Source organism: Desulforapulum autotrophicum HRM2 (genome assembly GCF_000020365.1).
Lineage (GTDB): Bacteria > Desulfobacterota > Desulfobacteria > Desulfobacterales > Desulfobacteraceae > Desulforapulum > Desulforapulum autotrophicum.
The window spans coordinates 4,823,269-4,843,739 of the sequence record NC_012108.1; the positions used below are offsets into that span (position 1 = coordinate 4,823,269).

At 52.8% G+C, this 20,471-nt stretch carries 15 protein-coding genes; 3 read left to right on the forward strand and 12 right to left on the reverse strand.

Going from position 1 to position 20,471, the window contains the following annotated elements:
- Positions 1-6: 6 nt before the first annotated feature.
- The 8 genes from HRM2_RS21225 to HRM2_RS21265 form a co-directional block, all read right to left on the reverse strand.
- Entirely contained in the window at positions 7-405 is a 399-nt protein-coding gene (locus tag HRM2_RS21225; protein WP_015906094.1) for a YbgC/FadM family acyl-CoA thioesterase, read from the reverse strand.
- Between the two features lie 346 nt (positions 406-751).
- The gene (locus HRM2_RS27415) at positions 752-1,159 is read right to left on the reverse strand and encodes an amidase family protein (protein WP_269719592.1); all 408 of its coding nucleotides are present in this window, start codon (positions 1,157-1,159) and stop codon (positions 752-754) included.
- A complete protein-coding gene (locus HRM2_RS26250; RefSeq protein ID WP_269719593.1) occupies positions 1,111-1,218 on the reverse strand; it encodes an amidase family protein in 108 nt (35 codons plus the stop codon). Before HRM2_RS26250 ends, HRM2_RS27415 begins: the two co-directional genes overlap by 49 nt.
- 51 nt (positions 1,219-1,269) lie before the next feature.
- Positions 1,270-2,601, reverse strand: coding sequence for a short-chain fatty acid transporter (locus HRM2_RS21240; RefSeq protein WP_015906096.1), 1,332 nt, complete (start codon positions 2,599-2,601; stop codon positions 1,270-1,272).
- A gap of 800 nt (positions 2,602-3,401) precedes the next feature.
- Complete coding sequence (locus HRM2_RS21250) at positions 3,402-7,886, reverse strand: efflux RND transporter permease subunit (RefSeq protein ID WP_015906097.1); 4,485 nt, start codon at positions 7,884-7,886, stop codon at positions 3,402-3,404.
- Positions 7,883-9,046: an efflux RND transporter periplasmic adaptor subunit gene (locus HRM2_RS21255; RefSeq protein ID WP_015906098.1), complete on the reverse strand. Its 1,164-nt coding sequence runs from the start codon at positions 9,044-9,046 to the stop codon at positions 7,883-7,885. The genes HRM2_RS21250 and HRM2_RS21255 overlap by 4 nt, the downstream gene beginning before the upstream one ends.
- A 28-nt stretch (positions 9,047-9,074) precedes the next feature.
- Positions 9,075-9,509: a MarR family winged helix-turn-helix transcriptional regulator gene (locus HRM2_RS21260; RefSeq protein ID WP_015906099.1), complete on the reverse strand. Its 435-nt coding sequence runs from the start codon at positions 9,507-9,509 to the stop codon at positions 9,075-9,077.
- 164 nt (positions 9,510-9,673) lie between these two features.
- Positions 9,674-10,429 (reverse strand): 4'-phosphopantetheinyl transferase family protein, encoded by a 756-nt coding sequence (locus tag HRM2_RS21265; protein ID WP_015906100.1) that lies wholly within the window; start codon positions 10,427-10,429, stop codon positions 9,674-9,676.
- Between the two features lie 396 nt (positions 10,430-10,825).
- Between HRM2_RS21265 and HRM2_RS21270 the strand changes: the two genes are divergently transcribed.
- Positions 10,826-11,692 (forward strand): hypothetical protein, encoded by an 867-nt coding sequence (locus HRM2_RS21270; protein WP_041274220.1) that lies wholly within the window; start codon positions 10,826-10,828, stop codon positions 11,690-11,692.
- 12 nt (positions 11,693-11,704) lie between these two features.
- Positions 11,705-12,982, forward strand: coding sequence for a peptidoglycan -binding protein (locus HRM2_RS21275; RefSeq protein WP_015906102.1), 1,278 nt, complete (start codon positions 11,705-11,707; stop codon positions 12,980-12,982).
- Positions 12,983-13,029: 47 nt separating this feature from the next.
- On the opposite strand, the gene HRM2_RS21280 is transcribed toward HRM2_RS21275, so the two are convergent.
- The 4 genes from HRM2_RS21280 to HRM2_RS21295 form a co-directional block, all read right to left on the reverse strand.
- Positions 13,030-13,494, reverse strand: coding sequence for a pyridoxamine 5'-phosphate oxidase family protein (locus tag HRM2_RS21280; protein WP_015906103.1), 465 nt, complete (start codon positions 13,492-13,494; stop codon positions 13,030-13,032).
- On the reverse strand, positions 13,494-15,137 hold the full coding sequence (gene ftcD, locus HRM2_RS21285) for a glutamate formimidoyltransferase (RefSeq protein ID WP_015906104.1): 1,644 nt from the start codon (positions 15,135-15,137) through the stop codon (positions 13,494-13,496). Before ftcD ends, HRM2_RS21280 begins: the two co-directional genes overlap by 1 nt.
- A gap of 14 nt (positions 15,138-15,151) precedes the next feature.
- Positions 15,152-16,402, reverse strand: coding sequence for an imidazolonepropionase (gene hutI / locus HRM2_RS21290; protein WP_015906105.1), 1,251 nt, complete (start codon positions 16,400-16,402; stop codon positions 15,152-15,154).
- A 226-nt stretch (positions 16,403-16,628) separates the two neighbouring features.
- Positions 16,629-17,276, reverse strand: coding sequence for an IMPACT family protein (locus HRM2_RS21295; RefSeq protein WP_015906106.1), 648 nt, complete (start codon positions 17,274-17,276; stop codon positions 16,629-16,631).
- Positions 17,277-17,637: 361 nt separating this feature from the next.
- Here HRM2_RS21295 and HRM2_RS21305 point away from each other — a divergent pair, with 361 nt between their 5' ends.
- Positions 17,638-20,118: a heavy metal translocating P-type ATPase gene (locus HRM2_RS21305; protein ID WP_015906108.1), complete on the forward strand. Its 2,481-nt coding sequence runs from the start codon at positions 17,638-17,640 to the stop codon at positions 20,116-20,118.
- Positions 20,119-20,471 lie beyond the last annotated feature (353 nt).

Below are 20,471 nucleotides of genomic sequence, written 5' to 3' on the forward strand. Positions count from 1 at the left end.
TGCCGGTTATAAAAAACCAAGCTCTGGAATGGGCATGAGCTTTTTGTTGGATCCAAGACAGACAAGCTCCAGGGTGCAGGTCACCGCAGGTTTCCTGCCTTCAGGCCGCCAGGCTTCATGGAAGAAAACCACCCGGTAGTCACCCTCTTTTTTCCAGGTGGTTCGAATTTCCAGCAGATCACCAAAAACGGCCCCGTCGTGGTAGCCCATGGAGAGTTTGTAAACGGCAAAACCAATACCATGGGTGTGCCACATGTCAGCAAGGTTTTTGATTCCGATGATATCTTCCCTGGCCCGTTCAAAGAATTTCAAATAATTGGCGTGGTAGACAACACCTGAGTGATCAGTGTCCTCATAGTAAACCTGTGCTGAAAAAAGATGGGGCTGGGTTTCTGCGTCATTCATGGTTTGTGTCCTGTAAAATTAAATTCAGGCTTCTTTATACAGACCGCGCCAACGCTTTTCAAGGTCTTATGGATAAATCCGGAGGTTTGTTCGGCAAACCACAAACCGGGTTCTTCAATGGCAGCCAACCGTTTAAGATGTTTGGCCATGTTCAGAGCCTGCCTGAATTCAGCCGGGGTCATCGGCCTTAAAAGCTGTTTGATCCCCCAAGGGGGTTCCTATGGCAAAGAAAAGGCTCATATGTTTACAGAATCAGGGTAATAGTCTGGTTTCAAATTCATAAACTCATTTTTAAAAATGCCATGTCCTGATTCTAAAACTGTTTGACCGGCACTTTTGGGATTCATCACAAAACAGGCCACTGGTCGTTCCAGGGACGCATCTTTTCATAGGCCCTTGCAGCCTGAAGCACAAGATCATCGGCATGACAGGCACCCACGATTTGAAGCCTCACCGGCAACCCGTTTTCAGTGAACCCTGCAGGAACAGAGGCGGCAGGATGACCGGAAAGATTAAAGGGATAGGTAAATGCAACCGCACCCAGAAGAGGGATGGGTTGACCACCAATGATATCAGGGGGAGGACCTTCTGCTGCAAAAGGCTCAGACGGCATGGTGGGGGTGAGCAGCAGATCAAATTTCTGGAAAAAAGTCAAAAGCCGCTGGTTCAATGTCCACCTTAATGCCTGGATTTGAGTGAGTTCCTTTACGGATCGGATGGATCCCCCTGCATCGTTCCCGGTACAAAGCGGCACAATCCCCCTGCCACAGCAGCTGCCGACCCGCCGCTGGAGCCGCCCGGGGTCCGTTCCAAATGCCACGGATTCCGGGTAATACCATGGAGCCTGTTTTTGGAAAATCCGGTCTATAAAAACACCAGCACAAGGGAAATCACAGCCCCTCCCCATAAAAGCGCCACAACACAATAGCCCATGATATCTCGAATACCCAGCCCGGCAATACCAAGCAGGGGAAGCGCCCAGAAAGGTTGTATCATGTTCGTCCAGGCATCCCCCCAGGCGATGGCCATGGCAGCCTTGCCAAGGGGAACCCCCAGGGCCTTTGCCGCCGGCATAACAATGGGTCCCTGAACAGCCCATTGTCCTCCCCCCGACGGTACAAAAAAATTAACAATGCCAGCACTTAAAAAGGTAAAAAAAGGAAAGGTTGTGACGGTGGAAACCTGGACAAACCACTGACTGATGGACGATGCAAGACCCGAATGCACCATCATCCCCATGATGCCGGCATAAAGTGGAAACTGCAGGACGATTCCAGTGGTGTTCTTGATGGCCTCATTGGCTGCCCTTAAAAAATTGGCCGGAGTTCCATGCAGGACGATGCCTGCAAAAAGGAAAATCAGGTTCACACTGTTCAGTCCTAATCTTCCACCATTAACGAAATAATAAACAATATAGGAGAAACCAAACAGGCCAAGCAGCATGGAAACAACCACACTGTTTTCAAACTTTTCAGCAGGGGTTCTCACCTCTTGTTTATTCTCTTCCACCCCTTCAGCAGGGTTATCCAGCAATAGCGGGTCGATCTCAACAATTTCATCCGCATGGGGTGTCATCATCATATTAATGATGGGAAGGGAAACCAGAAGAATCCCGCAGATCAAAAGATTCTGCCACGCAAAAATGGTCTCACCCACTGGAATAATCTCACCCCCTGTAATTTCAGACATAAAATTATCAGAAACCTGGGCAACCTTTAATGGAATGGAGCCTGAAAGCCCGGCATGCCATATCAGAAAACCCGAATAGGCTGAAGCCACCAGAAGGCCATAGTGAATCCCTTTAATCTTCCGGGCCATCTGCCGGGCAAGAAGTGCGCCCACGATCAATCCAAACCCCCAATTGATCCAGCAGGCCAAAAGCGCAATAAATGTGGTCATAAGGATGGCCTGGGAAGGAGTGCGGGCAAGACTTGAAAAGGCCTTTAGAACTGACGCCACCATCCGGGTTTTTGCAAGGGTATGACCGGTGACCAACACCAGAACCATCTGCATGGCAAAGGCCAACAGCTTCCAAAAGCCCTGTCCCCAGAATTTCACCATATCAATGGGTGACTGGCTTTGAAAGATAATACCCAAGAGAAAAACGACAAACGTGAGAATAACTGCAAACAAAAAAGCATCCGGTAGCCAACGACGAACAACTTTACTAAAAGAACCCGCTAATGCTCTGATCACAAGAACCTCCCATTGTTTGGGTTAATGTTTCACCTAAAAGTTGCATTTCTGATTTTTACTTTTAAACAAATATATTAGTTTTTTTATAAGAAACTCACTTCGACCGGCCGGCGGAAACGGGTGTTGCCCTTCACTCATTCTCGCAGGCCGTCCATGGCCTGCTCCGAGGAAAATGGCAACTCCTTGGGCGTCCATGCCCACCGTTGCCATTTAATCCGTTCAGTGCAACACCCGTTCCCACCGGCCTAATACTGTCGAGTTTCATGCTTCGTCGTGCCCGGATAACATCTCTTGCTCCGGCCGTGCCGGTTATATCATTCAGTTGTGATGAGTTCTTCCAAGTTTACCGCTCACCGGAATAGTCCTAGGTTCAAAACCCAAAACCCTGGGGGAGCGCTATTTGACCGGATCGGCTGCGTTGCCGTGTATTTGCGGTGGGTGAATAGAGCCCCATGCCCGGCGTCTTGCATATCCAGCCAACGACCGCTTGCAACTTTTGGGTTTCACGCTTACTTGATGACACCATTTTGAGGGCTGACGGAAAAAACGGAGTCAAGCCCCGGTATAGACCTGCATGGAACAACTGGAAGATCAGCCCCTTATCGTACAAACCGCCAAGGAATTCAGGATCGCAAAGGATGGTAAAACAGATACACTATTATTTTCACAATGCCCTGTTTTTTTTTATTTTCTATGGGAAAAGAAGTCAATAAAGATTTTCGCAGATTGGATTTCTTCGTTCCCACATTCAGCACCCTAAATCGGAAGCCATCATTTATGATCGCCCACAACAGGCGCTTTTAATTTCTTTCCCCAAGGGCAAGCCGTTCAGCCAAACAAGCCAGGGAGAATTCACGAACGGCTTGCCTTGCAAGGCTTTCAGCATTGAGAAGGGCTGCCTCCGCATCCAGGACATCGGCGCTGCTCCCCCTGCCGATGCTGTATTTGAGTCGTTCAATCTCAACCACCTTTCCAGCATGGGCTACTGTTTTCCGAGTGGCCTTTATTTTCACACGGGCACTCTTTACACCTGCCTTTGCAACGGCAATTTCCTCGATTACCGCTAACCGCCTGGCCCTCAGGTCAGCCCGGGCCTTGTCAAGTTCAGCCCGGGAAACTGCGAGCCCGCCCTTGCGAAGCCCGTTGTCCAAAAGGGGTACGAGAATCCTGACCCCCCCCGAAAAATCGTCCTTCCAGGGATCGTTATCCACCTGTCCAGTACCGGTTTCAGGATCGTTGGCACCATAAAGGCCACCTGTGGCAAACAGCTCCACCCGGGGCATGAACCGACGCTGGGATGCCAGGACCCCGTCCCTGCCCGCCTGGACAAGTAATTCCCCGGCCTGGACATCCATACGGTCCCGGAGTACCGGCGTTTTGATCGATTCACCCTCCAGGACCTCATTTTCTGCATCTTCCCAGACGGTAAGGGGTGGCAGAACCTCCTCAACCCCCATGAGCCGGCCCAGGGCAGCCCTGGAGACCGACAGACTTCTCTCAAGCTCGGCCAGCCGGGTTTCAATCTCGGCCAGCCGGACATCAATCTTCAAGGCATCCACCTCTGGGGCTTTTCCCTGCTGGATCTGCAAATCAACGGACCGTGCAAACGCCTGGAGACTCTCCTGGCTGACAGATGTTGCCACCACCAGGTCCGTGAAGGTCATGGCCTGAAGAAACTGCATGGACACATGGAACACCACCTCCTGCTCCCGGCGCCGGGCCATGGAAATCCCGGCCCTGTGACGATTCATGGCTGCCCGCAGCCGGGCCTCGGTGTTCCCGAAATCCGTCACCAGCCAGGAGGCCGACAACACACCCTGATAATTCAGGCGGGCAAACCCCTGATCCGCTGAGCTCAACCCGGAAATCTGGGCATGGGGCATTTCCGACCACACCCCCTGACCGGTCAAATCCAGGTGAAGCCCCTTGGTCGAACCGGCCTCCCCTACCCTGCCTTGATCAAGGGCAATCACAGCCCGGGATTCTTCAAGATCCGGGTTATGGGCCAGGGCCACAGCCACGGCCTGATCCAGGGAAAGGGTTGCACCCAGCGCCACCTCTGCCGCCTCAAGCCCTGCTGGAACACTCCACAGGGAAACCGTCAGGCAGGCCGTCAGGCCCGCCACGATCAGAACAACCGTGGTGCCGGGATTTGCCAATTTTCCAGACAGGATTTTGGCCATCCTGAGTTTCAGAGAATCGAGCAGCGAATAGATGACCGGAACAGCCACCATGGTGACAATGGTTCCCACAAGAAGACCCGAAGCTGCCGCAATACCCAGGGGGCTCATGCGCTCAAGGCCAACGGCGGTCTCAAAGATCAGGGGGGAAAAACCCACAATGGTCGACACGGCGGTGATCAGGATGGGCCGCAGCCGCAGCCGCACCGATTGCACAATGGCCTCATCCTTTGCCAACCCCTCTGCCCGGGCCTTGATGATGAAGTCAAGCATGAGGATGGCATTATTCACGATGGTTCCCCCAAGCAGGATAAACCCCATGAGGGCAGGCATGCAAAAGGGCTTGTCAAATATGAGCAACCCCCACAGGCCACCGGCCGCAGCCAGGGGAATGGAAAGAATGATCGTCACAGGATGGATCACGGATTTAAACATTGCCATGAGCAGAATAAACAGCAGGGCGATACCGATCACCAGGGCATGACCGAGGCTGGCCTGGGTTTCCGCCATGTCCCGGGCCGTTCCTCCAAAATCAAGGGTGTACCCCTTGGGAAGGGACAGGCCTGCCAGGCGTTGTTTTGCAGCCCCATTGGCCTGGGCAATGGTGAGGCCTGCGTTTCCAGCCGTGATGTCAATGGTGGTCCGCTGATTTTCCCGGGTGATGAACGGCTGGGTTTGAAGGGTTGTAATGGTGGCAAGACTTGCGAGCCTCACCCGACCCGAAGGCGTCTGAACAAGAATTTCTCCAAGCCGGTTCAGATCGTCAACCTGATCAGCCTGCAGTCTCACCCGAACCGGGATGTCGGAAAAACCGTCAACCCGCATGGCGGTTGCCGGAACACCCTGCACGGCCATGCGCAGGGCTGCGGCCACCCCAAGGGGGGAGGTACCGTAAAAGGCGGCCAGTTCTGGATCCACGGTAATTTTTTGTTCGTTTTTATCCAGATACCAGGATCGCCCAAGATCCACAAGTCCCGGAGACCCATGGAGAAGTGCCAGGACATTGTCGGCAAGACCGCTCAACACCCGGGAATCGGGTCCGGACAGAATGGCGTTAAACGGTGCTTTGGTCGTAGCCACGGGGGTGGCCCCATATTCTGCGATCCTGAATGTTCGCACCCCGGGCATCACTGAAAGGGCCCTGCGCCATTTGGCTTCGATATCCCAGATGGTTTCGGTTCGCTGAGTCCGGGGGGTCAGGTAGACCGTCATTTTCCCCGATTGAGCCGTGGCCTTACCCCCACCAAAACTCATTACACCTGGTTCAGAACCCAGCAGGGAAGAGACACTGACCACGGCAGGTTCCCCACGGACCACAGCCTCGATCTGGTCGAGGATCCGATTGACGGCCTCAGGTTTTTCCCAGGTCTGTGTGTCAAACTCAACAATAACGATTCCCGTATCCATGGGCGGCATCTGCTCTCCGCCCAGCAGGGGCTTCACCACCCGCAGGCTGAAGACCATGAACACCAGAAGGATCAGGGCCGTTAGAATCCGATACTTCAGTGCCAGGGCCACCAACCCCTCGTAACCCCGGGTCAGGGCTTCAACCCCCTTTTCAACGGGGCTCAGCAAGGACTGAACAAAAACAGCCCCCTTCCCCGGCACCCTGTCCGGAGTCCTTGCGAAGAACCGGGCCGCAAGAATGGGAATCACCGACAAAGACACCACAAGGGAGGCGATCAGGGTTGAAACAATGGTAATGTTCAGGGGCCGCATGGTCCGACCCGTGTAACCCGTGGTAAAGATAACCGGCACCAGAACCGCCACCGTGGTGAGCATGCCCGCAGTGATGGGCAGAGCCACCTGGGCCGCACCGTCCAGGGCCGCCTTGGGGGCATCGGCATATCCCGTATCCCTGTGATGGCGGTGGATATTTTCCAGAACCACCACTGATCCGTCCACCACCATGCCCACGGCCACGATCAATCCCGACAGGGTCACCATGTTCAAGGTGTAGGGGCTGATCCACAGAACAATCAGGGCCGCAAGAAACGAAAGGGGAATGGCCACACTGACCACGGCCGCTGCCCGCAGGTCGGCCAGGAAGACAAAAATCAGAAGGATGGTAAGAAAAACGGCCTGCCACAGGGAAGATCGCATGCCATGGACATTAAGATCAATCAGGGGCTGCTGATCCTCGGTGGTCTCAAAAAGGATATCCGGATAATCGGCCCTGATGTGCACAAGGGCCTTTTTAATCCCAACAAGGGTTTTTACCGTATCGCCCTTTTCCGGACGCAGCAGGTTTACGGCCACGGCTTCCCTGCCATTGCCATGGTACCGGCTTCTCAAATCCGACTCTCCGGCCCTGGTCCGGGCCACATCCTTCAAAAGGATCTGCCGGCCTGATCCATTGCCAAGGGGCAGATTTTCAAGGGCCTGTAACCCCGTCAATTCACCGGAAACCTTGAGCAGGTATTCCTGGCCCGTGCCGTACACAATACCCCCGGGGGACGCCACGTTTTGCCTGGCAAGCCCGGTGATCACGTCCACAAGGGTCATCCCGTACCCGGCCAGGCGATCCTGGTCTACACGGACCTCAATCTCCCTCTGGTGGCCGCCAAACACCTGGACATCCCCGACCCCGGCAACGGCCATGAAATCGTCCCTGAGGTCGTTTTCTGCAAGCAGCCGGATGTCGGCAAGCGCTTTGAAACTGGCAGGCTTAGGGGTCAGGGCCAGGGTCATCAGGGGCCGGGTGGCGTCGGTGATTCGATAGAGAAGCGGTTCCTGGACGTCCTGGGGCAAAAGACTCCGTACCCTTGCCACGGCATTATCCACGTCCGTCACCGCCTCACCCATGGGTTTGCTGAACAAAAATTCCACTGTAATCGCTGAGACCCCATCCCGGGAAACCGATGATATCCGCTTGAGCCCGGACAGACTCCCGAGTTCTTTTTCAATGGTTCGGGTCACCTTATCCGCCATATCATCGGCAGATGCTCCCGGTAATACCGTGATCACAGCCACCTGGGGCGGCACGCTTTCGGGAAACAGGTCCGTGGGAACCACCACATAGGCAATGGTTCCCATGACCACCACCACCAGCACCAGGGCCAGCACCAGGTAGGGATATTTCAGGGAAAACTGCGGCAGACTCATGGCAGGACCTCCACGGGTTCGCCCGCAGCCAGTCGGTTCCACCCAAGATAGGTATTCTGAATCACCTGGGAACCAGGATCAAGACCCTTGACGGCAACCTGTCCGGCATTCCGTCCCAGAACAGTAACAGGCACGGCTGTCGTCTTCTTGTTCGCCACAATAAAAACCGCGTCACCACCCCCGGGAACGGGGATCAGACTCGCTTCCGGCACCAGCACCTGATCTTCAAAACGATCCAGCACCACCTTTACCACCAGGGTCCCACCGGCCCGCAACCCCGGTGCTGGTGGGGCATCACATTCCACGGTCAGGGTTCGATCTGAATTCAGGGACGAATGCGTCCGGGAAACAGACAGTTCCAGGTTTACCCCGGACAATGCCATCACCGCCATTTCAGGTTTAAACCACGAAAGCTCAGCCTGGGGCACATCAAAACTGATCCGGAACCGGGTGTGGTCCTCGAGGATCACCAGGGGCTGACCCGGTCCTGCCATATCACCGGGATCGACCAGGCGCTCCACGACCACCCCGCCAAAGGGGGCTGTTATCTGCCCATAGGCCAAACGGATCCGGGCCTGTGAAAGCTCCTGTTCCCGGAAGGTTATCTGCTCGGTTGCCGCCTGGGCGGTTTTCTCCATGGACTGCAAACGACCGCGAATCTCGTTGAGTTGATCCAGGGAAGTGTCAGCAACCACCCTTGCAATGGCCCCGGCCTTGACCAGCCGCCTATCCCGGTCAAACTCGAGGGTTCGAAAGTCAAGGGTTTTCCCAAGGGCCTGAACCGTTTCCCGGGCAGCCATGGCCTGCATCCTGGCCTGTGATACCCCGGCCTCGGCCCCCTGCACCCGGGCCATGAGTTCTTCACTTTCCAGGTGGGCCAGAACCCCACCCCGGGAGACCAGGTCTCCCACCTGAACCCGCACATCAGTCACCCTGGAGACAATCTGGGCAGCAACTGTTGCAGCCTGCCAGGGTTCGACCCGGGCAAGATAGGTGCGGCTGACCAGGAGATCACCCCTCTTGGCCACTGCTGCCCGGACCACCGTGGCCCGGACTGGCTGGCCACCGGCTTCCCGGATAGTGAGTCGTTTCTGCCGGACCAGGTATAATCCACCGATCACCAGTAAAGCCAGCACCAGCACGATCATTATTTTTTTCATTCCATGCTCCCAGTTGAGTTGTTGATCTTTAAATTTTCTTTAAATTCTCACGCACTTTTTTCAGCACAGCCTTGACTCCGTCGATCTCTTCCCGGGTCAATCCAACATAGGCCTTGGCGGTGATTTTTTCAGCATGATCCGACATCACCTCCCAGGCTTCAACAGCCTTGGGGGTCGGAACGATCAGCTTAACCCGCCGGTCATCCTGGGCAGGGATTCGCTCGGCCCAACCGTCCCTTGTCAACCGGTCCACCAGTCGGACAGTGGATGCCGATGTGATGGACAGCAATTGGGCCAAATCCTTCTGGGGCATGGTTCCCAGGGCAATGAGGTGGGCCAGGGCCATAAACTGAACCCGGCTGACTCCGCTGCCGCCAAGGCGTTGTTCAAGGGATGCAGAAAAGGATTTAAAGGTAAGATTACAGTGAAACCCTATACTTTCCAGGGGATCAAAACCTGGCATGGCAATCCTCCATATATTAGTTAGAATAATTATCATTAGCACACTAACTAATTGCAGGCAAGAAAATTTTATCAACAATGCTGATTTAAAAGAAAATAACAGACACCATCCATTACAACTGCTGTCCCCTCTTGAATCCATGGAAAAAAAGTGTCTGGTCTGGTTCAAATAATTTGAATCTGTTCCTGTTTTTTGATCATCCTAAAGGGAATGCAATGGTAAACACGGAGTTCACATCCTTCGTTTTTGGGGGCCTCAACAGTAATCGCCACCTTGAATTTCTTTAACAGGGGAAATCTGAAAAAAATAAAATTGTCAGGATTGTCATCGTAGGACGCATCAAAACAAATGTCTGTTCTGTCCTGACTGATGGTAAAGCTGAATTTATTTAAAGGAATTGAGAGACCCTTGCCCTTTGCCTTGATATAAGACTCTTTTAAGGTCCAGAAATCAAAAAACGTCTCTTTTTCAATTGTCTTTCCGAGATATTCAGATTCTTGTTTAGAAAAAAACCGACGGGCAATTTTCAAATCAACTTTACGGCTTATATCTTCCACATCAATCCCGATCTGACTTTCAAGGACCACAGCACAGGCCGTTAAACCTTTGGAATGGGATAAATTAAATTGAATGGGGATATCAGTTATCCCGGGTTTAAGACTCGGCTTTCCAAAATCGTTTTCCCTGAATCCAAGGGACTGGGGGGGAATCTGGGTATATCTGGACAGAACAAACCGGAGAAGTCCCCGGGTCACAAGGCAGGTGCGTTGGTCTCGTCCAAACCGATACCGATCTATTTTTATTTTTTCTTTGCTGCTGGATATTTCACGATATTTATCAAGCAGCAGCGGGCTCTGTATCTCATCATCCAACGTATAAAAAAAATGAACCTCACCCGGTTTTAGAACAATATCTTCCACTTATTTTCCCCCAAATTCGACATCTGACATGGGCATCTCTGGCCCAGAATTCTTTTTTAGATATCACATGGTACCGCCAAAGTGTAAAAACATTCTGCCCCAGGCATGGGCACTTCAATATGCTCCCACCACCGAAACCCCCTGTTTATTTTATTTCTAAGGGTCATGGAAATTTTAAAAGACACCAGACCAACGCCGGATTTTTATCTGATTTCAAGACGCGTCAATGGAAGCATATTGGAATATGTGCCCATTGACGCAACGCTGAAAGCAGGTAAAAAGACAAGTTGGGTGGTGTATTTTATTTTTTCCATGGCTCTAAGTGGTTGCAAAAAAACAATTCAGGTATTAAGCATATTGGGGTGTTGGATAATACTCGATAAAAAGGCGGCTCCCATGACAAATCCAAGGCATTATCTTTTCCTCACAATTGTCTATCTTGCCATCGTCGCAGGGGTGTGTGTGCTTTTGTCAGCATCCCTTAAAACGGCGTTCATGGCAAACTGGGGATTTAACCTCCTGATCGTTGCTGCTCTGTGTGTGGGCATCGCCATCAATATATTCCAGATCAAACGGCTGGAGCCCGAAATCGAATGGATCAAAATTTTCCGCACGGGCAATCCAGGCATCTCTGTCACAGAACCGCCCACCCTGCTGGCTCCCCTTGCCAAACACCTGGCAGACATCCACCGGGATAGATTCACCCTGTCGGCCCTATCCCTGACCACCGTCCTGGACGGCATCAGGGGGCATCTTGACGAATCAAGGGAGATCTCAAAGTACATGATCAGCCTCCTGGTGTTTCTCGGCCTTTTGGGAACCTTCTGGGGATTGCTCCAGACCATCGGCACCGTGGGCCAGGTAATCAGCGGCCTGGAAGTCGGAACCCGGGATTTTGTCACGGTTTTCAGCCACCTTAAACAGGGTCTTGAAGAACCGCTCAAAGGCATGGGAACAGCCTTCAGCTCTTCCCTTTTCGGACTGGGCGGCTCCCTGGTACTGGGATTTGCGGATATCCAGGCAGGCCACGCCCAGAACCGGTTTTTCAATGAAATGGAAGAGTGGCTCTCCGGTGTCACCCGCCTGGTGGAGACAGATGAAACCATGGTACCCGGCCCTGGCATTTCCCCGGCAGCACTCAGGGATATTGACACCCATCTCAAAACCCTCATCGATACACTAAATGCCAACAACCATACCATGGAACGCCTTATGGGACAGCAGGATCAACCACCCGGCATCCCCCCTGACCGGAACAGATAACAGGAGAACACAATGATCTCCAGAACAAGGCGCATCTCAAGCCCGATAACGGCCTGGCCAGGGTACGTTGATGTACTGTCGGCCCTGCTCATGGTGGTGATTTTTATATTGATGATTTTTACCGTGGCCCAGTTCATGCTCAGCGAAGTACTCTATGGCCAGAAAAATGAACTGGCCGACCTCCATGGCCAGATCAGTGAACTGGCAGAGCTTCTGGGGCTTGAACGGGAAAAGTCCATCCAATTGACCACCCAGGTGGGTAAACTTTCTGACACCATCATCGGATTGTCCGAAGACAGGGAAGTGCTAATGTCCAAGGTTGCCGACTATTCTGCCCGGTCTGAAAAGGACGAAGAGCTGATAAAACAGCAGATGCTGACCATGGTCAGCCTCAACGAAGATATCCAGGCCCTGACCCGGGTCAAGGACGAACTAGAACAAAAGGTGGCAATCCTTGGACGCTCCCTTTCAGACCGGGACGATCAGATTCTGGTGTTGCGGGATCGGTCAAAGGCCCTGGCCGAGCGGCTGGCCACACAAGCGGAGACCACGGTTCTGGCCCAGAAAGAGATAGAGGCCCAGGAAATTCGAATCCAGGCCCTTTCGGCCGTGCTTGCCTCACAAAAAGAGGCCGTTGCCCGGGAAAAGCAGCTTTCCGCCACGGCCCGGGCAGAGGTCACCCTTCTTTCAGATCAAATCACCCGGCTCCGGGAGCAGCTCTCCATGATCAGCAACGCCCTGTCCCTGGCAAACACCCAGACACAGGAAAAAGATGAAAAGATCGTTGACCTTGGCAAACAGTTGAACATTGCCCTGGCCCGCAAGGTAAACGAACTTGAAAAATATCAGTCGGAATTCTTCGGGCGGCTGCGAAAGATACTGGGCAACAATCCGGCCGTGCAGATCGAGGGGGACAGGTTTGTTCTCCAGGCAGGCCTTCTTTTTGAATCCGGGTCCGCCGTTCTGGGCGACCAGGGCCGCATCCACCTCACCACCCTGGCAGAGACCCTGATGGATATTGCCAAAAAAATACCCGATGACATCAATTGGATACTGCGCATTGATGGCCACACGGACCGGGTACCCATTAACAATGCAGCATTTCCATCCAACTGGGAACTATCAGCTGCCAGGGCCGTAGCGGTTGTCCGATTTTTAAGTCAACGGGGTGTTCCTGAAAAGAGAATGGCGGCAGCGGGTTTCAGCAAATACCACCCCATTGACAGGGCAGATACGCCAGCGGCCTATCAGCGAAACCGACGCATTGAAATCAAGCTGACCCGCCAGTGAAGGGATGACCCGGTTTTATTGGCCTGCCTCCAGGTTGGCAATATGGCTTATTTTCCAATCTTACCCGTGATATGTTCGATTTCAATTTTAAACACCCGGGTCTTGTGCTTTGAATTATCGATATATTTTTTCCCGGCTTCCAGGTAATTGCTTGAAAAGCGTTGAACAAGGGCCACAAGCCCCTCCTCCTTTTCCCGGTCAAGGAGTTCCACGACTCTGCCAAAGATAACCACGCTTTTATACAGGGTATCGAACTTTTGGGGGACAATCTCAGATCCATGAATCACACAGAACGAAACCCTGTCATTGTGGGCGATATTATCCAGCTTATGGCCTGATTTTCCACAGTGAAAAATAACGGCACCACCATGGTAAACGAAATTGAGGGGTACGGCATAGGGGTACCCGTCTGCACCAATGGTTGCCAGAACGCCCTCTTCTGCCTGCTTTAAAAGATCAAGGGTATCACCCGGGGAAAGCTGTTTTTCCCCTCTTGTCATCGGTTTGAACATCAGCGTTTTTCCCTTAAAAATGTTGTCTGAATATTGTCCAAGATTTCAAGCACCTGGCGGCATTTAATCCTGGCGCGAGTTTCAATGGCCCTGGCTTCGGTCATAATCTCGTCTTTAAAGGCCGGGTCAATGACATCGGCCATGTTGATCACAACGTTCTGGAAAGCCCCCCATATACCGGTCTCAAGGGCCTTTGCCCCCACCTGGACATCGGAGATGGACGCAGGGTTTCCATATTTTGCCACCTCACACAGGGCATCCCAGGCCCTGTCACCATGGCGCATGACGGCCATGGGCACCTGGATGGCTGTTTTCAGCCCGGCCTGCATCCTGGCCATGCGGACCGCTTGTTCTTCCGGGGTGTCCCGGGGCATTCTCACCCCTTCCATGTAGTCGTTAAAGGCCGAGGTGTCGGCATCAATCATGGGAATAAGGCTTCGGGTCAGTTCATGGAGCACGGGGATGCTCTTCTGCATCTGGGGTTCCACCGTTTCAAACTTTCTTACACCCTGGGTGAGCTTAGCCACCATGGCGCCAAGGGCCGTACCAATGGCCGCAATGGCCACAGAGGCCGATCCGCCGCCGGGAGCTGAGGTCCGGGCCGAGATCTCCTCGATAAACCTGCGAACACTCAGACCTGCCAGGGGTTCGTCCGGGGGGTCAGCCACGATGTATTCAATGATCTTTTTTTCGGACACAAACGGTGCCACGGAGTTGAGCCCCATGCGCTCTATGACCAGGCGAATCCTGGACCGCTCTTCATAGAGGAACAACCCCTCCTTTTCAATGTAATAGTCCGCCGCCATGAGAATCGATTCCAGGGGAACGATACCAACAATCTCAGAACCTGCAACGGCAACATGCAGGGCCTCGGCCTCCCTTTTAACCTCTTCGAACAGCAGATGGATGGGGGTGACCCTGTAATTGTTAAGATTCACCGTTACCTGGGCCATGCCATACTCGTCCACAAACCAGCCCATTCCCTTAACATCCCGAAGCCTACCAGGCTGGTCCTCCCCCCGGCCGGCTTCCCTTAAATTAAGGGCAATACGGTGGGCCTGGTTGGGGGTTCCCAGGATGTTGACGTTGTAGGCAATGAGAAAATTACGGGCACCCGTGGCCGTTGCCCCCCAGGCCGGCACAAACTCGGCCGGCCCAAAGTCCGGTTTCCACCGGGGATCTTTTAACCGTTCGGCCAGTCCCTCATATTCCCCCTGGCGGATGTCAGGTAGCCGCCGCCGGTAATCCCCGGCTGCAGATTCCTCATAGAGAAACACCGGGACCTTCAGCTCCTGTGAGGCTTTTCGGGCAAAGGCTTTTGATACGGCCACACATTCGTCCATGGTCACATTGGCCACGGGAATAAAGGGACAGACATCCAAGGCACCAAACCTGGGGTGCTTCCCCCTGTGCCTTGTCATATCGATTTTTTTTCTTGCCACCCGGGCTGCCGCAAGGGCACCCTGGACAACAGCATCAGGATCTCCCACAAAGGTATAGACCGTCCGATGGGTGGCGTATCCCGAATCCACATCCAGGAGGGTACAGCCTTCCGTGGCCCGGACGGCATCGGCAATGGCATTAATCACGCCGCTGTCCCGGCCCTCTGAAAAATTGGGCACACACTCGACTATCTTTTTCATCACTCGTCCCAGCCCTATGCTTTTGAAAAAACGATATTTCCCTGTTTAACCACCTTTTCAACGATATTCATCCCCACATGGTAGGGCAGAAACCGGTAGGAAGGATATTCAAGAATCACAAGGTCTCCGTGCTTACCGACATCGATGCTCCCGATGGTATCGGCACGGTTCAGGGCTGCGGCCCCGTTGATGGTCAGGGCAGTGACAGCCTCTTCCGTTGCCATACCCATGTACAGGGTTGCCAGGGCAAACATCAATGGAATGGAGTTTGAAAAGCAGGACCCCGGGTTAAAATCCGTTGCAAGGGCAACAGCACACCCCTGATCAATCATGAAACGGGCCCGGGCATAGGGCTCCTTCAGGCTGAATGCCGTGCCCGGCAAAAGCGTTGCCACAACACCTGCCCTGGCCATGGCAAGAATCCCCTGGTCAGACGCCTGGAGAAGATGGTCCGCAGAAACGGCCTTTAACCGCGCACTGAGCTCGGCACCCCCCAGCTGAACCATTTCGTCGGCATGTATCTTGGCCCCCATCCCAAGGGTTTTTGCCTGCATGAGGAGTCGTTCCGCCTGGTCCACGGAAAAAACATTCTTCTCGCAGAAAACATCACAGAATTGAGCCAGCCCCCGTTCTGCAACCTCGTCAAGCATCTCCACCACAAGATCAATAAAAGCGTCTTTCCGCCCCTTGAATTCGGCAGGCGTGGCATGGGCACCAAGAAAGGTGACCGCAACATCCACAGGGTGTATCCGATTCAGGGCCTGCATCACTTCAAGCTGTTTGATCTCCGTGTCATGGTCAAGGCCATAGCCACTCTTACCCTCCACCGTTGTGACGCCAAACGCGAGCATGGTATCCAGTCTTTTCAGACCCAGGGAGATCAGGGTATCTTTTCCGGCCCTTCGTGTAGCCTTGACCGTGTTGGCAATCCCCCCCCCCCGGCGCATGATATCCATGTAGCTGTCACCCCTGAGCCGCCAGGCAAACTCATCCGGCCGGTATCCGGCAAACACGAAGTGGGTGTGGGAATCAACAAATCCAGGCAATACCGACTTGCCAGCCGCATCAACAATGTCAAACCCCTCCGTGTTGAACCCAGTCAGGAGGTCGTCGGAATCACCCACAGCGGTTATCATACCCTTCTCAACGATCACGGCCCCGTTTTCAATGATACCAAGTTCGGACATTTCCGCTCCCTGCTTTGCCCTGAACCCACTGCAGGTCACCAGCTGGGATGCATTTTTTATGATTAGGTTTCCCCGCATTTTTCCTCCTGGTCTCTTTTTTTGGACACTGCAAATTTTACCCATGTTTAACCCCTTGGGGTTTAATCATACTCCAAAGGGTTTTACAATGGTGAAAAAAAACCATCCTTTTCAGCCATGGGATAAATTAAAGTATACTTTACTCAACTTACAGGATTGGCTGTTTACATGGAGGTCAGGCTTGCATTATTGCACTTTTTTTAGGCGTAGAAAGGGGCTGGGACCATCAGCTAACCAGGACAATCTTTCCGGCAGCCACGTATCCGTCGAGCAACTCCTGAACATTGGACCAGCTTGACTCCTCAACCCCAAGGGTATGGGTAACATCTTCAGTGTAAACCGTATCCAAAACCGTCACACGGTGGGCCTTCAAAAGATGAAGAAAGGTGTCGTTAAAGGTGTAGGGAACCTTGACCACATATTGCTTACACCGGACAAGCCGTGTCAGGGATGCCGAATCAACCACAGCCTGGACAGCCCCGGCATAGGCCTGGATCAACCCTTTTATACCAAGCTTTACCCCACCGAAATAACGGGTCACAACAGCAGCCACCTGGGTGAGTCCGTTTGACTCAAGGGCATTGAGCATGGGCCGCCCGGCCGTACCCGAAGGCTCTCCATTGTCCGAACTGTGGCTCATCTCAGCCTTTTCCCCCACACGATAGGCCCAGCAATTATGGGTGGCCTGGCGGTGCTCCAACGAGATGGCAGAAATAAACGCCTTGGCATCTTCAACGGTGGTGACAGGTTCCAGTGCACAGATAAACTCGGACCGCTTAATTTTTACCGATAGGGTTCTGCCCCGGTCAATAGAATAAAAATCATCCGGACCAGGGGTTGTTTCTGCACCCGTTGCACTATTCTTATCAGACACGTTTCAATCGATTCTCCTGTGGTTGTACCAACACATGGGGTCAACCCCACTGTTTGTGTCGACCTGTAAAAATAGAAAAATTTACAAAAAACCACAACCCCCTATTTGTATATTTGACAAAACCTTTATACAGCCCCATCTTTCTTTATCTGATTTTATATGAAACGCCCACCGAGGCATTGCAAACCAGGGCGTTCCATTGTTCGTTGTGGCCAAGAGCCCATACCCTGCTTTGACCATGACGGTTTCATATGAAACACCCACCAAAGCATCACCGATGGAGGCGTTTCCAATTTCGTTGAGGCCGGAGTCATACCTCGCTCCGGCCGTGCCGGTGATATGAAAAAAAAGGAGGGTACCCATGGTTTGTGTTAAGAATATTCACGTATCTGGAATGAGCTGCGGACATTGCGTCAACAGCGTAACCCAGACCCTGGAAGCCATACAGGGCGTAAGTTCGGCAAGGGTCTCCCTTGAAGATTCAACGGCTGAAGTGACCTTTGACCAGGAGGCCGTTGACCTTGAAACTTTAAAGGCCGCCATCAGGGAAAAGGGGTTTGGCACTGAAGCACCCTCGCCAATCAATAACAAGCCGTTTACCATTATTGCCCCGAAAAACGTTGAACCGCCCTTTGCCCGGCAAAGACAGCCGGTTGAAACAAGCTTTAAAATTGAGGGTATGTCCTGTGCCAACTGTTCCAACACCATAGAAAAAACCCTTAAAAAATCCAAGGGCATAGAAAAGGTCTCGATCAATTTCTCCATGGAAAAGGGATTTGTAACCTATGACCCAAGCCTGGTGGATGAGCAGGGCATCTTTGAAATCGTCCAGCGGGCAGGTTATACTGCCTTCAGCCAGGAAGAAAAAAGAACAGAGGATTCTCCCATTGCCCAGAAAGAGCGATTCCGGTTTATTTTTGCAGCAAGCCTGACCATCCCCCTGGTCTTTCTCATGTACACCATGCCCTTTGGCCATGCCAACACCAACTATTCCATGGGCCTGCTTGCCACCCTGGTAATGGTTGTGTCTGGCCGCACCTTTTACGAGGGTGCCTTTCATTCCCTGAAAAACCGTTCGGCAAACATGGATGTCCTCATCGCCCTTGGCATCTCTGCTGCCTATTTTTACAGCCTTTTTTCTTTGCTCGTCCTTGACCCCGCGGCCCATACCTTTTTTGACAGTGCAGCCATGCTCATCACCTTTATCCTGCTGGGCAAAATGATCGAGGCCAAGGCCAAGGGTCAAACAGGCGAGGCCCTTGAAAAACTCATCTCCCTTGGGGCTGACAGGGCAAGGATCCTAGTCAACGGCAGCGAACACATGGTCAAGGCGTCCGAGATAAAAAAAGGCGATTTTTTTTCCGTCCGGCCCGGAGAAACCATTCCGGTTGACGGTGAAATCGTCGAGGGAACCACCACCATTGACGAATCCATGATCACTGGCGAAGCCATTCCTGCGGACAAGATCAAGGGCGACCCGGTAACCGGGGCCACCATCAACCAGACAGGTGCCATCACAGCCAGGGCCGTTCGAGTGGGCAAAGAAACCATGCTCGCAAGGATTGTCAAGATGGTTGAGGAGGCCCAGGCAGACAAGGCCCCGATCCAGAGACTTGCCGACACCGTGTCCAACTACTTTGTCCCGGTGGTGGTCATTGCCGCCATCCTCACCTTTATTGTCTGGAACTTTGTTGTTGAATATCCGCCGCCCTTGGGTATCACCCGGTTTCTCTTTGCCTTTCAGCTGATGATCGCGGTACTGGTTGTGGCCTGCCCCTGCGCCCTTGGCCTTGCCACCCCCACGGCCATAATGGTGGCAAGCGGTGTGGGTCTTAAAAGGGGAATCCTTTTTAAACGGGCCTCAGTGCTTGAAAATATCTCCCAGCTGGATGTGATTCTGTTTGACAAAACCGGCACCCTCACAAAGGGCAGCCCCAGGGTCTCGGCCATTTACCCCATGGACCATGGATCTGAACACCAGGTGCTTAAAATAGCGGCATCCCTGGGGGCCGCATCAATCCATCCCCTGGCCCACGCAATTGTTAAAAAGGCCGAACAGGCGGGTGTCTCCATGGAAAAAATCTCAAATCAACGGGAAATCCCCGGACACGGCTCAACGGGCGAACTTGACGGCAGACCGGTCATGCTTGGCAACCTCAAACTGCAACCCCAGGGAAGCTTTCTTTCAGAAGAGGCCGCAGCAGCCGGTCAGCAGATTTCAGATACCGGAGATTCTTCGGTGTATGTATGGCAGGACAATACCATGAAGGGCATCATCTCCCTGGCTGATGAAATCAAGGCCGATTCAAAAGAGGCCATGGCAAGACTCCACGCCCTTGGCATCAAAACAGCCCTTGTCTCTGGGGACAATAAAAAGGCGGCAAAGCGTGTGGCTCAGATCGTCGGAATTGATGAAGTCGAAGCCGAGGTGCTACCCGGTGACAAGAGTCGGATCGTCAAAAAATGGCAGGAACGGGGTTACCGGGTCGCCATGGCAGGAGACGGCATCAACGATGCCCCGGCCCTTGCCCAGGCAGACATCGGCATTGCCGTGGGTTCAGGAACGGACATTGCCAAGGAGACCGGGGACGTAATCTTGGTCAACAACTCCCTTTTAGACGTTGAACGGGCCATTGGGCTCGGACGAAAGACCCTCAAGACCATACGCATCAATTTCTTCTGGGCCTTTTTCTACAACCTGCTCATGATACCGGTTGCAGCCGGCCTTGCCTACCCTGCCCTGGGGCTGGTTCTCAAACCTGAATGGGCCTGCATTGCCATGTGGCTGTCTTCACTTACGGTTGTGGGAAATTCCCTGCTCTTGAAAAGATACCGGTTTTAAACACGGGTCACAATCCGCCGATATTTGCCGCAGACCCCCGGGTCTGTTGGGCCTTTTCCTATGACTTCAACTGGCAGAATTTCCCGGCATGGACAAATAATTCAGGTGAAACAGGTGAAAAGGACCTTGACAGCGACCAATATTTCTGGTTAAATATATCCAATTTTTTTAAAAGCGTAATTTATACCTATATTAAAACGCTTGCTATTCTTCAAAATTAAACTGCAATTCAGCCCACATTAAAACGCTTGCCTATTCTTCATAATTGAACCTCCATTCAGCCTATATTGATCCCCGATAAAGGATAACAATAACCAGGATTTTTTTTCAACATCCCATGGCAATGGTTTATC

Bases quoted from the DNA above. Each gene is read 5' to 3' on its own strand.
- HRM2_RS21225 (WP_015906094.1), bottom strand. From the start codon at position 405: ATGAATGACGCAGAAACCCAGCCCCATCTTTTTTCAGCACAGGTTTAC.
- HRM2_RS21250 (WP_015906097.1), bottom strand. From the start codon at position 7,886: ATGAGTCTGCCGCAGTTTTCCCTGAAATATCCCTACCTGGTGCTGGCC.
- HRM2_RS21255 (WP_015906098.1), bottom strand. From the start codon at position 9,046: ATGAAAAAAATAATGATCGTGCTGGTGCTGGCTTTACTGGTGATCGGT.
- HRM2_RS21260 (WP_015906099.1), bottom strand. From the start codon at position 9,509: ATGCCAGGTTTTGATCCCCTGGAAAGTATAGGGTTTCACTGTAATCTT.
- HRM2_RS21270 (WP_041274220.1), top strand. From the start codon at position 10,826: ATGACAAATCCAAGGCATTATCTTTTCCTCACAATTGTCTATCTTGCC.
- HRM2_RS21275 (WP_015906102.1), top strand. From the start codon at position 11,705: ATGATCTCCAGAACAAGGCGCATCTCAAGCCCGATAACGGCCTGGCCA.
- HRM2_RS21280 (WP_015906103.1), bottom strand. From the start codon at position 13,494: ATGTTCAAACCGATGACAAGAGGGGAAAAACAGCTTTCCCCGGGTGAT.
- ftcD (WP_015906104.1), bottom strand. From the start codon at position 15,137: ATGAAAAAGATAGTCGAGTGTGTGCCCAATTTTTCAGAGGGCCGGGAC.
- hutI (WP_015906105.1), bottom strand. From the start codon at position 16,402: ATGCGGGGAAACCTAATCATAAAAAATGCATCCCAGCTGGTGACCTGC.
- HRM2_RS21305 (WP_015906108.1), top strand. From the start codon at position 17,638: ATGGTTTGTGTTAAGAATATTCACGTATCTGGAATGAGCTGCGGACAT.